Annotated in this window: 17 protein-coding genes; 6 read left to right on the top strand and 11 right to left on the bottom strand. The window is 40.1% G+C overall.

Annotation, left to right across the window (positions count from 1 at the left end; translation table 11 throughout):
• Window positions 1–119: 119 nt before the first annotated feature.
• Entirely contained in the window at window positions 120–803 is a 684-nt protein-coding gene (locus SanaruYs_RS07675) for a septal ring lytic transglycosylase RlpA family protein (protein ID WP_127121931.1), read from the bottom strand.
• A gap of 111 nt (window positions 804–914) precedes the next feature.
• Between SanaruYs_RS07675 and guaB the strand changes: the two genes are divergently transcribed.
• Complete coding sequence (gene guaB, locus SanaruYs_RS07670) at window positions 915–2387, top strand: IMP dehydrogenase (protein ID WP_127121930.1); 1473 nt, start codon at window positions 915–917, stop codon at window positions 2385–2387.
• A 124-nt stretch (window positions 2388–2511) separates the two neighbouring features.
• On the opposite strand, the gene SanaruYs_RS07665 is transcribed toward guaB, so the two are convergent.
• The 3 genes from SanaruYs_RS07665 to SanaruYs_RS07655 all read right to left on the bottom strand — a co-directional run bounded on the left by SanaruYs_RS07665 (window position 2512) and on the right by SanaruYs_RS07655 (window position 5025).
• Window positions 2512–2934 (bottom strand): hypothetical protein, encoded by a 423-nt coding sequence (locus SanaruYs_RS07665; RefSeq protein ID WP_127121929.1) that lies wholly within the window; start codon window positions 2932–2934, stop codon window positions 2512–2514.
• Entirely contained in the window at window positions 2915–3358 is a 444-nt protein-coding gene (locus tag SanaruYs_RS07660; protein ID WP_127121928.1) for a hypothetical protein, read from the bottom strand. The genes SanaruYs_RS07665 and SanaruYs_RS07660 overlap by 20 nt, the downstream gene beginning before the upstream one ends.
• A 221-nt stretch (window positions 3359–3579) precedes the next feature.
• On the bottom strand, window positions 3580–5025 hold the full coding sequence (locus SanaruYs_RS07655) for a sensor histidine kinase (protein WP_127121927.1): 1446 nt from the start codon (window positions 5023–5025) through the stop codon (window positions 3580–3582).
• 134 nt (window positions 5026–5159) lie between these two features.
• Between SanaruYs_RS07655 and SanaruYs_RS20215 the strand changes: the two genes are divergently transcribed.
• Window positions 5160–5558, top strand: coding sequence for a hypothetical protein (locus SanaruYs_RS20215; protein ID WP_174842764.1), 399 nt, complete (start codon window positions 5160–5162; stop codon window positions 5556–5558).
• Here SanaruYs_RS20215 and SanaruYs_RS07645 read toward each other — a convergent pair.
• Complete coding sequence (locus tag SanaruYs_RS07645; protein WP_127121926.1) at window positions 5527–6402, bottom strand: UbiA family prenyltransferase; 876 nt, start codon at window positions 6400–6402, stop codon at window positions 5527–5529. The genes SanaruYs_RS20215 and SanaruYs_RS07645 overlap by 32 nt on opposite strands.
• Before the next feature lie 13 nt (window positions 6403–6415).
• On the opposite strand from SanaruYs_RS07645, the gene polA reads away from it, so the two are divergent.
• Window positions 6416–9124 carry a DNA polymerase I gene (gene polA, locus SanaruYs_RS07640; RefSeq protein WP_127121925.1) on the top strand — a complete coding sequence of 903 codons (2709 nt, stop codon included), beginning with the start codon at window positions 6416–6418 and terminating at the stop codon, window positions 9122–9124.
• A gap of 103 nt (window positions 9125–9227) precedes the next feature.
• A complete protein-coding gene (locus SanaruYs_RS07635; RefSeq protein WP_127121924.1) occupies window positions 9228–9740 on the top strand; it encodes a hypothetical protein in 513 nt (170 codons plus the stop codon).
• 336 nt (window positions 9741–10076) lie between these two features.
• Here the strand turns inward: SanaruYs_RS07635 and SanaruYs_RS07630 are convergent, their stop codons facing one another.
• From SanaruYs_RS07630 to SanaruYs_RS07620, 3 genes are all read right to left on the bottom strand, one after another.
• Window positions 10077–10466: a DUF5367 family protein gene (locus SanaruYs_RS07630; protein WP_127121923.1), complete on the bottom strand. Its 390-nt coding sequence runs from the start codon at window positions 10464–10466 to the stop codon at window positions 10077–10079.
• 1 nt (window position 10467) lies between these two features.
• Window positions 10468–11316, bottom strand: a complete 849-nt coding sequence (locus tag SanaruYs_RS07625) for an NAD(P)H-binding protein (RefSeq protein WP_127121922.1) — start codon at window positions 11314–11316, stop codon at window positions 10468–10470.
• 72 nt (window positions 11317–11388) lie between these two features.
• A complete protein-coding gene (locus tag SanaruYs_RS07620; protein WP_127121921.1) occupies window positions 11389–12261 on the bottom strand; it encodes a helix-turn-helix domain-containing protein in 873 nt (290 codons plus the stop codon).
• 221 nt (window positions 12262–12482) lie between these two features.
• Here SanaruYs_RS07620 and SanaruYs_RS07615 point away from each other — a divergent pair, with 221 nt between their 5' ends.
• Window positions 12483–12890 (top strand): hypothetical protein, encoded by a 408-nt coding sequence (locus SanaruYs_RS07615; protein ID WP_127121920.1) that lies wholly within the window; start codon window positions 12483–12485, stop codon window positions 12888–12890.
• Between the two features lie 81 nt (window positions 12891–12971).
• On the opposite strand, the gene frr is transcribed toward SanaruYs_RS07615, so the two are convergent.
• The 3 genes from frr to SanaruYs_RS07600 form a co-directional block, all read right to left on the bottom strand.
• Entirely contained in the window at window positions 12972–13526 is a 555-nt protein-coding gene (gene frr / locus SanaruYs_RS07610; RefSeq protein ID WP_127121919.1) for a ribosome recycling factor, read from the bottom strand.
• A gap of 29 nt (window positions 13527–13555) precedes the next feature.
• A complete protein-coding gene (pyrH, locus tag SanaruYs_RS07605; RefSeq protein WP_127121918.1) occupies window positions 13556–14263 on the bottom strand; it encodes a UMP kinase in 708 nt (235 codons plus the stop codon).
• An 84-nt stretch (window positions 14264–14347) separates the two neighbouring features.
• The gene (locus SanaruYs_RS07600) at window positions 14348–16198 is read right to left on the bottom strand and encodes a M1 family metallopeptidase (RefSeq protein WP_127121917.1); all 1851 of its coding nucleotides are present in this window, start codon (window positions 16196–16198) and stop codon (window positions 14348–14350) included.
• A gap of 270 nt (window positions 16199–16468) precedes the next feature.
• On the opposite strand from SanaruYs_RS07600, the gene mutS reads away from it, so the two are divergent.
• Window positions 16469–19042 (top strand): DNA mismatch repair protein MutS, encoded by a 2574-nt coding sequence (gene mutS, locus SanaruYs_RS07595; protein ID WP_127121916.1) that lies wholly within the window; start codon window positions 16469–16471, stop codon window positions 19040–19042.
• Window positions 19043–19064 lie beyond the last annotated feature (22 nt).

Below are 19064 nucleotides of genomic sequence, written 5' to 3'. Positions count from 1 at the left end.
CAAATTCTCAAACCTGCCTGCGGTAGGCAGGTCTTCAAATTTTCAAATCAATCAGCATATCAACTCATCCCCTCATCAGCATATCAGCACATCAACGAATTAACTCATCAGCACATCAATTACAGTCTTCCAAAATCTACAATAAACGCATCAGGAAATTTACCTTTTACGCTGGCCCTGAATTGTTCAGCCTTAGGCCGGGAAGGAAATTGACCTAATACTAATCCATAGTATTTAACACCATTAAGGACCTTAACCTGAACAGTCACTTTTTTCTGATACGATTTTTTTAAATTATCTGTGAGTCGTATCAAATTAACTAACTCCTGATAAGTAGCGATTTGTACACCAAAACCAGAAGGTGTGCTTCGCTCAACTTCAAAAGTGTAAAACTCTTTTTCTTCTACGGCAACATTGCCAATAGGCCTTGGGGTATCACTTGTTTTGCCGTCACCTGCATCAACTACCTCCACTTTAACTTCAGCAAGTCCCTGGTTTATAAAACCCAATTTTTCAGCTGCCGATTTAGACAGGTCAATAATACGGTTATCCACATAAGGCCCCCTGTCGTTAATAACCACTTCAACACTTTTATCATTAGCCGTATTTGTAACACGCACTTTCGTGCCAAAAGGCAGGGTTTTGTGCGCGGCTGTTAGCCTGTTATGCTTGTACTTCTCTCCACTGGCTGTCGGCCTACCCTCAAATCTGTCGGCATAAAAAGATGCCTTACCCGTTTGAACCTGTGCAAATAAAAATGATGCAACTAAAGAGAATGCAATAGAAAAAGCTGTTTTTCTCATAAAACCTGGTTAGTTGAGTAAAAATAAGCATTGATTTGTTGCTTCATTGGCTTATTGCAGAATTAAGTCTACTTTTGCCCTGCAAATAACAGATCGTAAATATTATTTGCTATGGCGCTAAACAGCACCAAATTTCTCTTCGAAGCCCTCACATATGATGATGTGCTTCTCGTTCCGGCCTACTCCGAAGTACTGCCGCGCGAAACAGACACCACTACTAAACTTAGCCGCAACATTCAGCTGAACATTCCTATTGTTTCTGCTGCCATGGATACGGTTACCGAGGCAGAAATGGCCATTGCTATGGCTTTAGAAGGTGGGCTGGGTTTTATTCATAAAAATATGAGTATAGAAGCGCAGGCCGACCAGGTGCGAAAAGTAAAACGTTCGCAGAGTGGTATGATCCTCGACCCGGTTACGTTGCTCATCAACTCTACTGTACGCGATGCCGAAAAAATTATGCGTGAGTATAAAATCGGTGGCATTCCTGTAATTGATGAAAATGGAAAGTTGTTAGGCATTATCACTAACCGCGACCTTCGTTTTCAAAAGGACATGAGCATACCTGTGGAGAGAATCATGACCAAGGAAAACCTGATCACCGCTCCTGAAGGCATTACCCTGGAAAAAGCAGAAGTAATTCTTCAGCAATACAAAATTGAAAAACTTCCTGTTGTAAATAAGAAAGGTAAGCTAACGGGCCTCGTTACTTACAAGGACATTCTTAAAAAGAAAAATAAACCCAATGCCTGCAAAGACAAATTTGGTCGTTTGCGTGTAGGGGCTGCCGTTGGCGCTACTGCCGATGTGTTGGATAGAATTGACGCACTTAAGAATTCCGGAGTTGACATCATTAGTATTGATACAGCGCACGGACATTCAAAAGGTGTGATGGACGCAGCAAAACGCGTAAAGAAAAAATATCCTGAACTTGATCTTATCGTTGGCAACATTGCTACAGGTGAAGCCGCAAAAGCTTTAGTAAAAGCCGGTGCCGATGCTGTTAAAGTAGGCGTTGGTCCTGGCAGTATTTGTACAACACGTATTGTGGCAGGTGTAGGTCTACCACAATTGTCTGCTGTTTACGAAGCAGCTAAAGCTCTTAAGGGCACTGATGTTCCTGTAATTGCCGATGGTGGTATTCGCTTCTCTGGTGATTTAGTGAAAGCTATTGCCGCTGGTGCCAATAGCATTATGATCGGTTCTTTACTTGCCGGTACAGAAGAAGCCCCGGGCGAGATGATCATTTTTGAAGGTCGTAAGTTTAAGGCCTACCGTGGTATGGGTTCTTTAGAAGCCATGGACGATGGATCAAAAGACCGTTACTTCCAGGATGTGGAAGATGATATTAAGAAGTTAGTACCTGAAGGTATTTCCGGACGTGTAGCGTACAAAGGACAAGCGTCTGAAATTTTATATCAGATGGTGGGTGGATTAAAAGCAGGTATGGGTTACTGTGGTGCCAAGAATATTGAAAAACTGAAGCTTGCCAAGTTTATTAAAATTACTTCAGCAGGTGTCACCGAAAGTCATCCGCATGATGTAACCATTACACGCGAAGCGCCAAACTATAGCAGAAAATAATCTGAAATTACTGGCCTCACCTACAGTCCTCTCCAAAGGAGAGTAGAATGAAAGAGGTAATAAAAAAGGAAACCTGTACAATTCACACTGTACAGGTTTTTTTATTGAGAGAGTTGAAAACTAATTAAAGTGCCATTACCGATTTGCTCTTCAGCCATGTGCGTGCCTCACGCATATCATCAAAAGTAGAGAACTCAATTTCTTCCGATTGCGATATCATTTCGCGCACAGCAAAGCGGGTAAACTTACTCTTAGGTAATACAATCGCCCAAAATTTTACACCCATGCGTTCTATTTCCGGCAGTACACTTTGTTTGAAGAACTCTACATCTATATCTAATATCGGGCCAGCTTGTCTACTATCTGTTAGTAAGTGGAGTAAATCGAAGTTTTTTATTTCCTGATGCAGCAATTCAAGTCTTTTTATCTGTACCAGTTGAAAATGCTCGCTAAACTTGGGTAGACCCTGAGCAGTAGCCTTAACACAGGGAACCTCGTCATCTAACTCAATGGTGACGTAATCATCCCTATAAAACTGTTTCACCATAGAAACGGGTGTTTTTTTCTGATCTTCTTTTATTTACAGCCTGTAATGCCTCTTCAAAGGTGTTGAATACACCTACTTTTTGGGGATCAAGACCTTTTAAGACTTCTTCCAACGAAAATTGTGAGAAAAGGTTTTTAGGTTTTACATAAGCTTTATAGAACAAACCGTTCTGAAACTGTTTGGGTAAATAGTTATTGTAATAGAGATATAGTGCTTCAATTGATATAGGCTGTGATTCTGACAGATTAGAAATGCCATAAACCTCGCGGTACTCGCTCGATATTTTTTTCACCAATTTAAGGTAAGCCTCACTCATTTCTTTAAAGCGTGTTAAAGAGGGGATGTGATACATGGTAGCAAAAATGCAAGGTGAATAGCCATCGCTCCATACCTTAGCAAAATCCTCATCAAATACTACGTTCATATTATAATTTCAAATTTTAAATTCACTATTAAAAATTGGTGACTCGTTCTTATCCACTTCTCAAATCCATCAACGAATTAACGAATCATCACACCAGCACATCATCTTATCAGCACATCAAATCAGATTGCTTCGTCATTCCAACGCACATACCTTCTAATTCCTCGCAATGACAGGCTCCTCCATTTTCAAATCATCAAATTTTCAAATCCTCAAATCAATCAGCACATCAAACAAGGGAGCTCCACGTAAAATGTTGTCCCTATTTTTATTTGCGACTTCACCCGTATCTTACCTCCTAACTTATCTACCATCGCTTTAGTAATGAACAACCCAAGTCCTGTTCCTTTTGCTTGAATTGTTGCCCTGAAGAACATCCCAAAAATCTGATCGAGATATTCTTGATCTATTCCTAAACCATTGTCCTCAACCGTTAATAACATATTCTGTACATCAGCAGCTATCTTGATTTTTACAAATGGAGGGTTTGCCTGCGGATTATGGTACTTGAGTGCATTGGAAATAATATTTCTTAAAATCGTTCTGAAGCGTACAACATCAGTAGTGAATACAGCATCACCCGTTACCTCCAAATAGGGATGCACCTGATTATACTGATGATGAAATTCTTTCAGCAAGGTGCGAACCTCGGTTTCAATATGTATGCTTTCAGCCGATGGCTTTGTTTTATTGTTATAGGTAATAGCCACCAAATCTTTCAACAAACCATCCAGATGATGAACCCTTTCATTAATGAGTTGTGTGTAATTTTTAATGAGTGGTGATGGCTCATCTAAGTGGATCAGGTTTACCAATCCAAGAATGGTAGTTAATGGTGAGCGTAAATCGTGTGAAGCATGGTAAATGAATTGATCCAATTCATGGTTTAGTTTCTGCAATTCAGTCACCTGACGTTTACTCTCAGTCACGTCTATCAGAATACCTTCTACAAAACCCTGTTCTGCAAAATAGCGACAACTGATGCTTACCCATTTCTCATCACGACCAGTATTAGAAATTTCAAATTCAAAATTCTCAACCTTTTCCTGATCATATAAAGTCTGGCACAGCACTGCGCAACGATCAGCTTCTACAAACAAATCCTGAAAGCCTATATCAGCCGACTCATCTCTACCCAAAATATCTACTGCCTTTTCGTTTAGCAATAAAATGCGGAGATCTTTCATCCTGAATTTAAAAATACCTGTATAGGCATTATTGAAAAGATTCAGGTACTCATCTTTAATTCTTTTAACGCGGTGGTTATATAGAGCCTTGTGCGTAGTGTCTTTTAATACTACTCTAAAGCCAGTATGGATACCGTTGTCGTCTTGCAAACGGGTAATTTTCATTTTTGCCCAAAACCTGGCATTACGTTTTTTAACGCGCCAATCGCTCAGCACCAGCTGACCACGCGCTGCTGCCAAGGTTAATTCCGCCTCTGGTTTTTCTAGCTGTCGGTCTTCTAAGCTGTAAAAAAGCGCTATATGATTACCAATTACCTCCCACTCTTCGTACCCGGTTATGTTTACAACCTCCAGGTTACTACTAATGATAAGTCCCTCTTTATTGAGAATAAACTCTTCAAAGCCTCTTAAAATGTTGAAAAGAGATTTGTCCTTTTCAATGTTTAGGGAAGGATTTTCCCTGGTTAGCGAATTGTACATGAATGAATACTTATATCAAAGCCCCTGCGACCTCTCTGCCGTTGAATCGGTTTTGTAACGAAAAAGTAAACGTAAAGTTTACATATTATTACCTTTTTATGTTTATTTGTAACCTTTTAATTTACAATCGTAACATGAGTGTTAACTTTAATCAATCTAAATCAGTTCATATTGGCGAACTCATTCAGCAGGTTTTTGAGCAAAAAGCTACTAAACTCTCCGATTTTGCTGAACAATTAGGTACCGTGCGCCAAAACGTTTACAGGATTTTTAAAAAGCGCCACCTCGACACAGGTTTGTTACTACGCATATCTCAGGTGCTTGAACACAACTTTTTCCAATACTATTGTCAGGAGGGTGAGCAAGATTCTTTAAAAGATTTGCAACTCACCAAACTAGATGATGAATTAAACCTTGCGACAAAAGAGATAAGCTATTTGAAAAAAATTATTGCACTAATGGAAGAAAGAGCTGAGCTGGTCCAGCAAGTTGAAAAAGAAATTACAAAAGCAAATAAAGCAGTGGAAGCATAAAAGCAGCATCGCCTAGTAAGCGATAACTTTCTTGTTGCGTAAAAAATGAAGGGAAGCTGATTAACACCAGTTGAATTAAAATCACTGAAAAAATTATAATAGCTGCAATCCTGTCTGTTGCCAGCATGACCAATACAAGAGCAATTGAGCCTACCAGCCAAACCATAATTTGCGTCCGGCTTTTACCTAAAGTGATGGCTACAGATCTGAACCCATCTCGTTTATCTTTTTCATAATCGTACCACGAGAACACCAACAAATTAGTAAATGCACTCAGCATAAACATGAGCACGATAGTATATGGGATTTCCTGAAACGATAATCTTGTTACCATATACGAAGGCAGCAATACGCCACAAGTGTACAAGATACTAATCAGCATTTCTTTGGGAATTTTCAGGTAACGGTGCAATAACAAGTAGAGCGCTACAGCGCCAATTAGTATTAAGCCACCATGCAAAACCTGAATACGAATAAAGAATAATAAAACAATTACCACAGCAATTGCCACAAGCAAAATAGCCAGTAGTGTTTTAAAGTGATGCTGATGAAACCGGTGACGTGTAGCAGAAGCTGAACCTTTTACATTCCTGGCGTCTAGTAAATGATCAACTGTATAGATTATCCAAACACTGAGCGCCAGCGCTGCAATACCATAGGGCAGCAATGTTACCTGAAGCATTTTGGCAAACATTAACGCACCACATACAGAGCCAAGCATAACGTCTATGCTCAGGGTATTCAGCAACCTGTAAAATTTTACCAGCTTCATCTGGCTGCTAATATAAACTATAAGTCTTGTTTGTTCGGATTGTGAATTAATTGTGATAATTTTCTGATCCATTTCCATACAAGTTATGAGCGAAAAGAAACTATTCCTGCTGGATGCATACGCCCTGATCTACAGAGCACATTTTGCTTTTGTTAAAACACCACGCATCAATTCCAAAGGCATTAACACCTCTGTGCCTTTTGGTTTTACCAATACTTTACTGGAAGTGTTGTTTAAGCAAAAACCAACGCATATTGGTATTGCCTTCGATACTTCGGCACCTACTTTTCGCGATGAAATTTTTACGGAGTATAAAGCCAATCGTCAGGAAACACCTGAAGATATCCGCAGCGGTGTACCCCTTGTTAAAGAAATTATACGCGGCTTTAATATTCCCATTCTGGAGTTAGATGGCTACGAAGCCGATGATGTAATTGGTACCATCTCCAAAAAAGCAGCAGCCCAGGGTTTTGAAGTGTACATGATGACGCCCGATAAAGACTATGGGCAGTTAGTCGATAAAAATGTTTTCCTATACAAACCGGCCTTTCTGGGCAATGCCGTTGACATCATGGGTGAGAAAGAAATCTGTGAGCGTTGGGATATTGCTAATGTATCGCAGGTAATTGAGATACTTGGTTTGCAAGGCGACAGTGTTGATAACATTCCAGGCATTCCGGGTTTTGGACCAAAGACTGCCGCAGAACTTATTAAGAAATACGGAAACATCGAAAACATTATTGCCAATGCGCACGAATTAAAAGGCAAGAAAAAAGAATTGGTAGAACAATACGGAGAACAAGCGTTGCTCTCTAAAAAGCTGGCAACCATTTTTACAGAAGTACCGGTAGAATTTAATGAAGAAGACCTTGTCTACACCGGGCCTGACAAAGAAAAACTAAAACCAATTTTTGATCATCTCGAGTTTAAAACACTTGCCGCACGTGTCTTCACCGATGGTAATGCTCCGGCTGCTATCAAAGCTCCGGAAACTTCGCAACTTTCTATGTTTGGTGGTGGTGAAGCAAATGCAAGTGATCAGTCTACAAATACTGGCTCACAAAGTTTTGATGCCAGTAAAGTAACATACAAAGCTTTGACCAGAGAAGATGAATGCCAGAATCTGGCCGATAAACTTAGTAAGCAAAAAGAATTTTCACTTGAACTCAGTAAAGAAGCTGACGAAAAATTCCTGCTTGTTTTTTCTATGCAGACGGGTGAAGTGAATTACATACAATTCACCAAAGCGGACACTTCCCTACTCAACATTTTTGCTGAAGTATTGGCTAATAAAGCTGTTGGTAAAATCGGTTATAACATCAAAGCTACGCTACTCGCTTTAAAAGAATTTGGTTTAGCCGTAGAAGGCAAACTATTTGACCCGATGATTGCCCATTATTTAATAGAGCCTGAAATCGGTCATGACCTTTCCCTACTCAGTGGCCAACATTTGCAATATCAATTGCTGGAAGAATCACACAATTTTACCGAGCGCATTAGCGAACGTGTGGATATCAGTCTACAACTAAAACAGAAACTGCAGCGTGAATTAGAAAAACGCGGCCATGCGCGCTTGATGAGCGATGTAGAAATGCCACTACTCAGTGTGTTGGCCGATATGGAATTTGAAGGTGTTAAAGTTGACACAGCAGTGTTGGCAAAAATGTCGGAAGAATTGCGAGCAGCCTCTGAAGTAGTGCAATCAGAAATTTTTAAGCTGGCCGGAACGGAATTCAACATCGGTTCACCAAAACAACTGGGTGAAATTCTTTTTGATAAGATGAAGCTGGTGGACAAGGCCAAAAAAACCAAGACCGGGCAATATGCTACTGGTGAGGAGGTGTTGGCTACATTGGCGGATGAACACCCGATAGCCAAAAAAATTCTCGATTACCGCGAATATGAAAAACTACGCTCCACTTACGTAGATGCTTTGCCAAAATTGATCTCCGCCCGCGATGGCAGAATACACACCGACTACAGACAAGCAGTAGCCGCTACTGGTAGATTAAGTTCTAACAATCCCAACTTACAGAACATACCCATCCGTACTGAAAAAGGCAGGGCCATCCGCAAAGCTTTTGTAGCACGCGATGAAAACTTTTTATTCATGTCGGCCGACTACTCGCAAATTGAATTGCGCATAGCCGCCTCGTTTGCAAAAGACGAGACTATGATTGAAGCTTTCAAAAACAAACGCGATATCCACGCTACCACAGCCGCTAAAGTCTTTGGTGTACCCCTTGAACAAGTAACACCCGATATGAGACGCAAAGCCAAGGAAGTAAACTTTGGTATTTTGTATGGTAGCACCGCTTTTGGTTTATCACAGAACCTTGGCATTTCCAGAACGGAAGCTGCTGAAATCATTGAATCTTACTTTAAAGAATTCCCGGGTATTAAACGCTACATGGACCAATCCATTAATACAGCACGCGAAAAAGAATACGTAGAAACTATTTTAGGAAGAAGACGCTACCTCCGCGACATCAATTCACGCAACGTAACCACCAGGGGTTTTGCAGAGCGCAACGCCATTAACGCACCCATACAAGGCAGTGCGGCAGACATTATTAAAATTGCCATGGTCAACATCCAACAATGGATGAAGAAAGAGCAGGTACGCTCGCGCATGATTATGCAGGTACACGATGAATTGGTGTTTGACTTGCACAAAGAAGAAAAAGACCATGTAAAAGAAAACGTAGTGCGCCTGATGAAACACGCCATACAATTAGAAGTGCCTATGGAAGTAGAAGCAGGTGTGGGCTTGAATTGGCTGGAAGCGCATTAGGTTAATTGAGAGTTGACAATGGACAATTAACAATTGGGGGTTCACAAAGTTTACTTCGGGTAACTTTAAGGAAGAGAAATAACCATAATCAAAAAATTACATCGTGGAAGAGTTTAGAGCCAGCATTTTTGAAAAGACAAAAGAGAAGAGTCGAAAACGTCTTCTGTATAATCTAGGCATTTTTGGTTCCATTGGTTTTATTTGGATTTTGTGCCTCACTGGATTTCCTTTTATTGGTTTTAAAACTGCCATAGGCTTTTCAATTGTTGTGCTCGGTGTTAAGCTTTATGATGATAAATATATGGGCATAAGTGCTCATGGAGAAAGGAAAGCTACGTTGGTAGTTACTGAACAATACTTAGAGGTCAGAGATGTAAGAATTCCATTTTCTGAACTGACCAATTTAATAATCTATGTCGATGAGTATCTGGGAATGTCAAAAGAATTATTTGGTATTCACCACGGTGGTAATAATAAAATTGAGTTTGAACATAAAGGAAGAGCAGTCTCTATTAATTATGTCATAAAGAATAAGAAAGATTATGACAGATTCAGTTTGATGGTTGATCGGATTGAAAAGAATCCAGAACTGAAAAGGAATTTACGAAAACTCTAACCCTTATCGCCCTTGCTTGTGAAGAAAGTGCACTAGAGCAGCGATTACACAGAAGATTTTAAAAAGCTAAAATACTCATTGTACAAAACTTAGGTCACAGACCCTTTGATAAGGCTTCCGAATTATAAATTCGGAAGAGCTGGGCTAAACAACAAATCGAATAACTGTACAAGGTCTTATGAGCATAAAAAAATTAGCGATGATTGACTACAACATTGAAATATCATAAATGCATTTTCAGTTGTCCTCTTTGCAAACAAGGACAACTGAAAAATATATACTTGTAATAAAATTATCACTGGTTACTAATACATAAGGCATACTTTAGTATGTCAGCTATTTAAATTGCCTTCTCACGCTTAGCACCCAATAAATATATACTGTCATCGTATTTATGAAAACTAACATCCAAAGCAAAGGGCTCGTAAAAAAGCTCAGGTAGCTTCTTCCCGCTGGTATTTCAAAAAAGGGAACTGTTATAAGTACATCGAGTACAAGAGCGGTGGCGGAAATGACAAGTCCGAGTTTTAGCCCATGCTGATTTTTATCCTTTTTATAATATAAAGTTGCTCCTAGTATGGAGTAACCAATTATAAGAAAAGCCACCACTATTGTTTGTTGTAGCATTGGATCCTTAATACCAGGAATGCTGCCTAAAGTTGCGAACGTAATGATCAACAATACCCAAACGATAAATCCTGATCGAATTGCCCTGAGATAATTCATGCTATTCAACCGTTTTTAAAGTTGCAGCATTCCAAACACCAACCTCAACATTGGCTTTAACATATTCTGAAAAGTCTTTTGCCTTTCTGCCCAACACCTTTTCGATATCATTTTTTACACTAGCGTTTCTTCCATCCAATACTTCAGTAAAAAGATAATTCGCCAACCAAATATGATCTTCCGGTACATGATATTGGCGAAGCATTTGCGTGTATTCATCCAATGAAAGCGCCTGAAATGTGATGTCTCTCTCTGTAGCTTTTGCTATTTCCGAAATGACTTCCTTAAAAGTCATCAGACGAGGTCCGGTTAGTTCGTAGGTTTGTTTATTATGTTCATCATTCAGCAAACACTTCACCACCACATCCGCAATATCATCTGCATCAGTAAAAGGCTCTAATGCTTCTGCGCGAGGCAATGCTACATGTCCAGCCAGAATAGGGTCTAAGAAAATACTTTCGCTAAAGTTCTGGTTAAACCAACTGGCCCTTACAATTGTCCAGTTTATAGCATTTTGTTTTACAATCTCTTCACATAACTGTGCCTCCTGTTCTCCCCGGCCAGAAAGTAATACCATTTTCTTTACTCCATTTTTTGAAGCTAATTCGGTAAAGTTTTTAATAATGGAAGGTGCTGCTGGAATAGCCAGGTCAGGTTGAAATGTGATGTATACGGTGTCAATGCCGTTGACTGCCTCATTCCAAGTTGTTGCGTCTTCCCAATCGAAGGAAGGCTGTGCCGTGCGTGAACCAATACGAACATGACTAACTCTCGATTGCTTTAATCGGTCTACAACTCTGCGACCGGTTTTTCCTGTTCCGCCAAGAACTAAAATTTTCTTTTCTATCATACAAATGCTTTTTAGTAGAATACCTGATACAAAGCTGTACTTGTATTTACTAATGCATTTGTTTTGAAAGAATTAAGATTTGTTCGAAAAGAATTGTTGCTTCAATTCATTGGGTCGCATTCCAAATTTCTTTTGAAAAGCGTTGGAGAAAGAACTTATACTTTCATAGCCGACATACCAGGCTGTTTCCTGAACACCTAAATCGCTATTGGTGAGTAACTCATAAGCTTTCTTAAGTCTTTCTTCCTGAAGGAATTTGAAAACGGGCACACCAAATAGCTCCTTGAAGTTTCGCTTCAGTTTATTACTGTTAAGGCCAATCGTTTTAGATATTTCTGTTAGCGAAGGTGGTTTAGCCATATTATTGCTGATGATTTCCTTAGCCTGAAAGAGTTTGTCCTTGTCGCTGACGGTACGATTATTTTCTGTTGACAATAGAGCAAAAAAATGTGCCAACAATTCATTCACCTGACTTTTCAAAAATAACAATCGTGTATTACCTGTATAAGTAGTGTTAAAAATTTTCTGCACTGCGTTCTGCATTTCCAAATTCATATACAGCGAAGGACCTTTTACAAAATTTTCTTCTGGATGCAGTAGTTGAGGGAGTTGTTCGCGAAAAATCTGTTGTTCGGCCTGCGGTAAGGCGTGTAGGTTTCTAATTCTGGTAAAAATACTAATCGACTGTAATGGCTTATCGGGAGCTATCTTATGCGAGAATTCTACTTTTTGATTTCCAAAAAAGGAAATAGCCATTCCTGTAGTGTTAGTTACATACTTGGTTTGGCTATTGTGCTTTATTTCTAACTCCACATTTCCTGATCCATAAAAAGCAAAGCCAACAACATCAGCATCAATTTCGCACTTTTGTATAAGTACTGTTGAAGCATTCGATTGCTCAATTAAAACAATAAAGTCATTTATTTCAATGATGTCTGTGGTCATTATATCTTTTACGGATTTCGGAGCTTGTGAGTTGTTTATGCAATTAAACCAATGCTGCCCATGCAACTACTTGGTTCTTTGGTTTTAGTTATGTTCAAATATAAGCAGCTAAGATTTAAGACCATGTCTTAAATAACCCTTTAACGATATTGTTTGGATGTATTACAATTGAGTTCGGTGTTAGCTCGTCTTATTTTTGAGATGGCTAATCTCTATCGAACATGGATACTCTCATCGCCAACAAATTCGTAACGGTAACATACACCCCTGATTTGAAGCTACTCACCTACAAGTGGACTGGTATCGTAAATTTTGAACTTGGCATTGAGGCTTTCAAAAAAACAATGAGCTTCCTACAAACTCATCCATGCTATTTTGTACTGCATGATGCCACAGAGATGATAGGAACATTTACAAAGTTAAATGACTTCATGAGTAAAGAGGTGGCGTTGAATTTTGAAAAACACGGAGGAAAACGTTCAGCCTTGGTTATATCAAGCGATGTTTTTTCAGTGTTTGCCATTAATCAATACCTGAAAGTTGTAAAAACCAACAATGTGGAGATTAAACTTTTTAGAAGCATCGATTCTGCTATGGAGTGGTTAAAGGAAAAAATGCTAGTTGAATGATGTAGAGATTGTTGTGATGTAAAAAAAATGGACAACCAACCTATTGCAGTCAATTGTCCATTTGTTGGTAGTTCACTAAAACTAGACCGTCATAATCTCGCCCTCTTTCTTTTTCATCAAGGCTTCGATTTTAGAAATGAATTCGTCTGTGAATTTCTGTACTTTTTCTTTAGATGCAATTTGATCATCTTCTGAAACACCTTTCAGTTTGTCGATCATTTCATTAATTTCTTTACGCACTGAACGCACGCTGACTTTACCGTGCTCGCATTCCTGACTTGCCTGCTTCACCAATTGTTTTCTTCTCTCCTCTGTCAGCATAGGAATGTTAATGATCACCTGCTGTCCGTCATTCTGCGGATTCAAGCCGAGGTTAGCATTAGTAATAGCACGTTCGATTTCATGAATCAAGCTTTTTTCCCAAGGCTTAATAAACAGTGTGCGTGCTTCCGGTGCGGTTACTGAGGCTACCTGATTAAGAGGCGACATGGAACCATAATAAGAAACCTGAACGCTATCCAGCATATTAGGATTAGCTTTGCCTGCACGGATTTTAGTAAGTTCACCACCAACGTGTGCATAAGCTTTATTCATCAAGTCTTTTGCTTCGTCCAATAATAATTCAAGCTCTTCCATGAATTGATCTTTATTGTTATCTGTAAAAATTAACTGATTAATGTTCCCGCTTCCTCTCCTTTTGCAACACGCAACAAATTCCCTTTCTTGTTCATATCGAAAACAATAATGGGTAAGTTATTTTCCATACACAAAGTAAAAGCTGTCATATCCATAATGTTGAGGTTCTTTTCATAAGCCTCCTGGAAAGAAAGCGTACTGTAGCGAACCGCATCCGGATGTTTCTCGGGATCTTTTGTATACACACCATCAACGCGCGTGCCTTTTAATACCACATCAGCCTGCACTTCAATAGCGCGCAAACTGGCGGTTGAGTCTGTTGTGAAATAAGGATTACCTATGCCGGCACCAAAAATTACGATCCTACCTTTCTCCAGGTGACGGATGGCACGTCTGCGGATAAAAGGCTCGCAAACTTGTTCCATTTTTATACCGGCCATTAATCGTGTGTAAACGCCATGTTTTTCCAGCGCACTCTGTAATGCCATAGCATTAATCACCGTGGCGAGCATACCCATATAGTCACCCTGCACACGTTCTATCCCCAATGCTTCTGCCTGTCCACCCCTGAAAATATTGCCTCCTCCAATCACAATGGCAATTTCTACTCCCTGATCACGAACAGCCTTTATTTCTTCACAATACTGCTCCAGCACTGCCGGATCAATATTAGTGCTTTTAGAGCTGCCCTGTAGGGCTTCACCACTGAGTTTCAGGAGAATGCGCTTGTACTTCATGCTTTTGGATAAGGTGTGGTAAGTTTAATCCCGCAAATATTGTAAAGATTCTCTAAGTATCCGACAGCAAAGCTCACTCTTCCGCTACTTTTTCAGCATAGCATCGAAAGTATTAGTAGCCACAAAGTGATAATTCGGCCTGGCTTTTTCATAAATGGCTTGTGCACGTTGTTTACCATCCGCTGTTTTCAGCAATTCCTGGTAAATCGGACTCAGGAATTTTCGTCTGCCCGTGTTTACCAGAAATGATTCCAGCTTGACATACGCAGGTTTATAATTATAACGTACTGCCTGTACGAGCCAGGCACAAAGTATCTCTGCATTATCAGACTCCGTAAACTTACCCAATTGATCTAAACGCACCATTTGTTCCTCACTTAATCCAGCAGGCAAATTATTTAAGAAGTGCAGCCACTCATGAGTTGTCCATTCTTGTGTGGTCTTAGAAGGCAGCTCATTTGTAGTTAACCAACTGTTTAGTGCTTGATCTACTTTTTCAAAGGCAAGTGACTGTGGTTTAGGGCAGTCTTCAGGCAGTCCCACCGTAAAAATCCATTTATCGAAGAGCTCATCGGTCAAAGAAATCTTAAATTTACTTTGATAGTAGTTGCGTATATAAGGAATGAATGCCTCGGTAGTCATCACTTTAAAAGCCTGATCTTTAAAATAATCATTCAAGAAAACATCAAACTTTTCCCGTCCGAATTGCTCTTCAATACTTCTTAAAAAGAAATACCCTTTGTTGTAAGCAATATCAGTAACCCCATCATCGGGATTACGATTAACAAGATTCAATTTCAGTTTGGTGTCTTCTGCCATGCCACTATTAGTCAGTTCAGTAATGGTTGCTTGCAGGTCTGCATAAGAGAGGGCTGCTAGCATTTCTGAATAGTCTTTACCATAAAGTTTCTCCATAATGCGGTGTTCGAAGTAAACGGTAAATCCTTCGTTCAGCCAGAAATCACTCCAGGTAGCATTGGTCACCAAATTACCGGACCAGCTATGCGCAAGCTCGTGGGCAATTAAAGAAGTGAGTGAGCGGTCGCCTGCCAATATGGTGGGTGTAGCAAAAGTGAGGCGCGGATTTTCCATGCCACCAAATGGAAAGCTTGGAGGCAACACCAATACGTCATAACGTTCCCAGGCATAAGCACCATACAGCGACTCTGCCCCTGCAATCATTTTTTCCAGATCGGCAAATTCCCAGACAGCAGTATCCAGCACCGAAGGTTCAGCATAAATACCACTGCGTTCACTAATCGGTTTAAAAGCAAAATCGCCTACACTTAAGGCAAATAAATAAGAAGGAATAGCCTGTTTCATTTCAAAATGATATTCGCCAGTTTCACTTTTTTGTTGTGGGTTAGAAGCACTCATCAAAGCCATTAACGCAGCGGGTACCTTTACATCGGCTTCATAGGTAAAGCGAACTCCGGGCGAATCCTGGCAAGGCAACCAAGAGCGCGCTAAAATGGCTTGCGATTGCGTGAACAAAAAAGGTTGTTGTTTATCTGCCGTTTGTTGAGCACTTAACCATTGCAAGGCTTCTGCCGTTGGTGAAGTGGTGTAGATTATCCTTACGATTTTTGAATCAGCATTTACAGGAATGTGAAGTGCTTGTCCGAGTATCGGATCTTCATTTCCTAAAGTAAAAGCTGGCTGCTTCCCATCAACTTTCACCTCTTTAATGTTGAGGCCTTTAGTATCTAGTATTAATGTATCCCCTTTGCTGTATAATATCTGCCAATCGGCTTGTGCTTGTATGGTTTTTGTTTTGAAATCGACCTTGGCCTGCCAATTTAAATGTGTTACACGTACTTGTGCAGGTTTTGAAAAAGAGTGGACATCATTCACTAACTCGCTCATCTTTTCTTGATTTAATTGGCAACCGAATAAGGCTATCAGCAGACAGAAAATACCTATAAGTTTTCTCATGCGCATGGGCTTGTGTTTTTACAAATAACCGTAATGCTGATTGATCATGCAAAATATTGCCAGCAGGATTTCGCCCTTGATAAATTAAAAACTTCGAATATTGAAAATACCCCAAACTGATTAAACAGGCACCAACAGAACCAGGCATTACAACCTATGAACTTGCATAAAAAAATAGATGTGAGTTGCTGATCTTTTCTGTTCTTCCTACAGCCGAAAAATTTATCTTTGTCGCTTATGGCCGGTCCAGCTGCATTCGAAACCCCTTTAATGAAACAATACAATGCCATTAAGGCAAAGTATCCGGGGGCTTTATTGCTTTTTCGTGTTGGCGACTTTTACGAAACCTTTGGTGAAGATGCCATTAAGGCTTCAGCGGTTCTGGATATCACGCTCACCAAAAGAGGTAATGGCTCAGCTTCGGAAATCGAACTTGCCGGTTTCCCACACCACTCGCTCGACAATTATCTCCCTAAACTTGTCAGGGCAGGGCACAGGGTTGCCATCTGCGATCAATTGGAAGATCCTCGCTCGGTAAAAGGTATTGTAAAGCGTGGTGTTACGGAACTAGTTACACCCGGTGTTTCTTATAATGACAATGTACTGGAACGGAAACAAAATAATTTCCTCGCTTCAGTTGTTCTTCAAAAAAATGCTACGGGTGTTTCATTTTTAGATATCAGTACAGGTGAATTTTTTGCAGCGCAAGGTTCTGAAACGTACATTTTCAAACTCATTCAAAGTTTTGCTCCTGCCGAAATTATTTTTGCAAAAAGCAACAGAGAAAAACTTGAAGCACAGTTTACTGATGCTTATTCAACTTTCGCATTAGATGAGTGGGTGTATGCCTTTGATTTTGCGCAGGAGAAACTATTAAATCAATTCAAGACCGCTTCGCTGAAAGGTTTTGGTATTGAAAACATGCCTGAAGCCATTACCGCTGCGGGCGCCATACTGCATTACCTCGAAGCTACTGAACATAAAGACACACAACACATCACTTCCATCTCCCGCATCGATGAGGAGAAGTACGTGTGGCTGGACAAGTTTACCATCCGAAATCTTGAATTAGTTAATCCACAACAAGAAGGTGGTGTGGCCTTGTTACAAGTATTGGATCACACCCTCACTCCGATGGGCTCGCGCCAATTGCGGAAGTGGATGATTCTACCTTTAAAAGAATTAAGTAGCATTGCAGAACGTCATGCCATTGTTGATACTTTTTTCAGTGAGCAAGAACTAACTGAAAAATTAACAGAAGAGCTTCGGAACATTACCGATCTGGAACGCCTGATTTCTAAAGTAGCCGTAGGTCGAATTAATCCGCGAGAACTGTTGCAGTTGAAAAAATCGTTGCAACGAATCGCACCCATTAAAAAATTAATTAGCGATCAAGCATCCCCACAATTGCAGAAGGTTGGCGATCTTTTACACGCTTGCGAATTTCTTGTAGAAAAAATAGATAAGGAATTACGTGACGATGTCTCCATCCATAGTAATCAGGGTGGAATCATTAAAGATGGTATTAATGCAGAACTAGATGAACTTCGGGGTATATCAGGAAGCGGTAAAGATTACCTATTGCAAGCACAGAAAAGGGAGATCGAACGAACAGGTATCAACTCTTTAAAAATATCGTATAACAAAGTTTTTGGTTATTACCTTGAAGTAAGCAATGCCAATAAAGACAAAGTACCAACGGATTGGATTCGTAAGCAGACCCTCGTAAATGCCGAACGTTACATTACAGAAGAATTAAAGGTTTACGAAGAAAAGATTTTAGGTGCGGAAGAAAAGATTGGCGCTATTGAACAAAAACTTTTCCTGGATCTGGTTTTACAGGCCGCTGACTTCACAGCACCTATTCAGCAAAATGCCAGGGCCATTGCCATGCTCGATTGTCTGCTTTCTTTTGCAAGCGTTGCCCGACAAAATAAATATGTTAAACCTGATCTTAACGATTCAAAAGTTATTGATATAAAATCCGGTCGTCATCCGGTTATTGAAAAGCAATTGAGCATCAGCGAGAGCTATGTGCCCAACGATATTTACCTCGATAATGAAACGCAACAGATTCTGGTTATTACCGGCCCCAATATGGCCGGTAAGTCTGCCCTGCTACGACAAACAGCCTTGATCGTGTTGATGGCGCAGATTGGCAGTTTTGTTCCGGCTGATGCTGCAACGCTGGGTATAGTAGACAAAGTGTTTACGCGTGTTGGCGCCAGTGACAATCTATCTAAAGGTGAATCAACATTTATGGTAGAGATGACTGAGACGGCCAGCATCCTAAACAATTTGAGTGACCGCAGTTTGATTTTAATGGATGAGATCGGACGAGGTACCAGCACTTATGATGGTGTATCCATCGCATGGGCTATCGTAGAGTATTTACATAACCATAAAGACTTTAAGCCTAAAACACTTTTTGCAACCCACTACCACGAACTCAATCAACTAACAGAGGATTTAGTGCGTGTGAAGAATTTTAATGTAAGTGTGCGTGAAGTCGGAGATAAAATCATATTCATGCGCAAGCTGAAAAGCGGTGGCAGCGAACATAGCTTTGGTATACATGTTGCGCAAATTGCGGGCATGCCTAATAAGATTGTGCTACGCGCCAATGAAATTCTTCATTTTTTGGAAAAAGACAAACACAAAAACGAACCCAGAAAAAAGCTGGAGGAACTTCCCAAGTCAACCAACCAAATCAGTTTGTTCGAATTAGACCCGCGGCACAAAGCGGTTGAAGAGATTCTTCAAAAAATTGATATCAACACCATGAGCCCTGTTGAAGCTTTGCTGAAGTTAAACGAGGTGCTGAGTGCTTTGAAGAAATCATAATAAGTTTCATAAAAGACTAAGC

It is taken from the genome of Chryseotalea sanaruensis (assembly GCF_003990915.1).
GTDB lineage: Bacteria > Bacteroidota > Bacteroidia > Cytophagales > Cyclobacteriaceae > Chryseotalea > Chryseotalea sanaruensis.
Note: the sequence above shows the minus strand (reverse complement) of the source record. Positions and strands in the feature narration are given on the sequence as shown.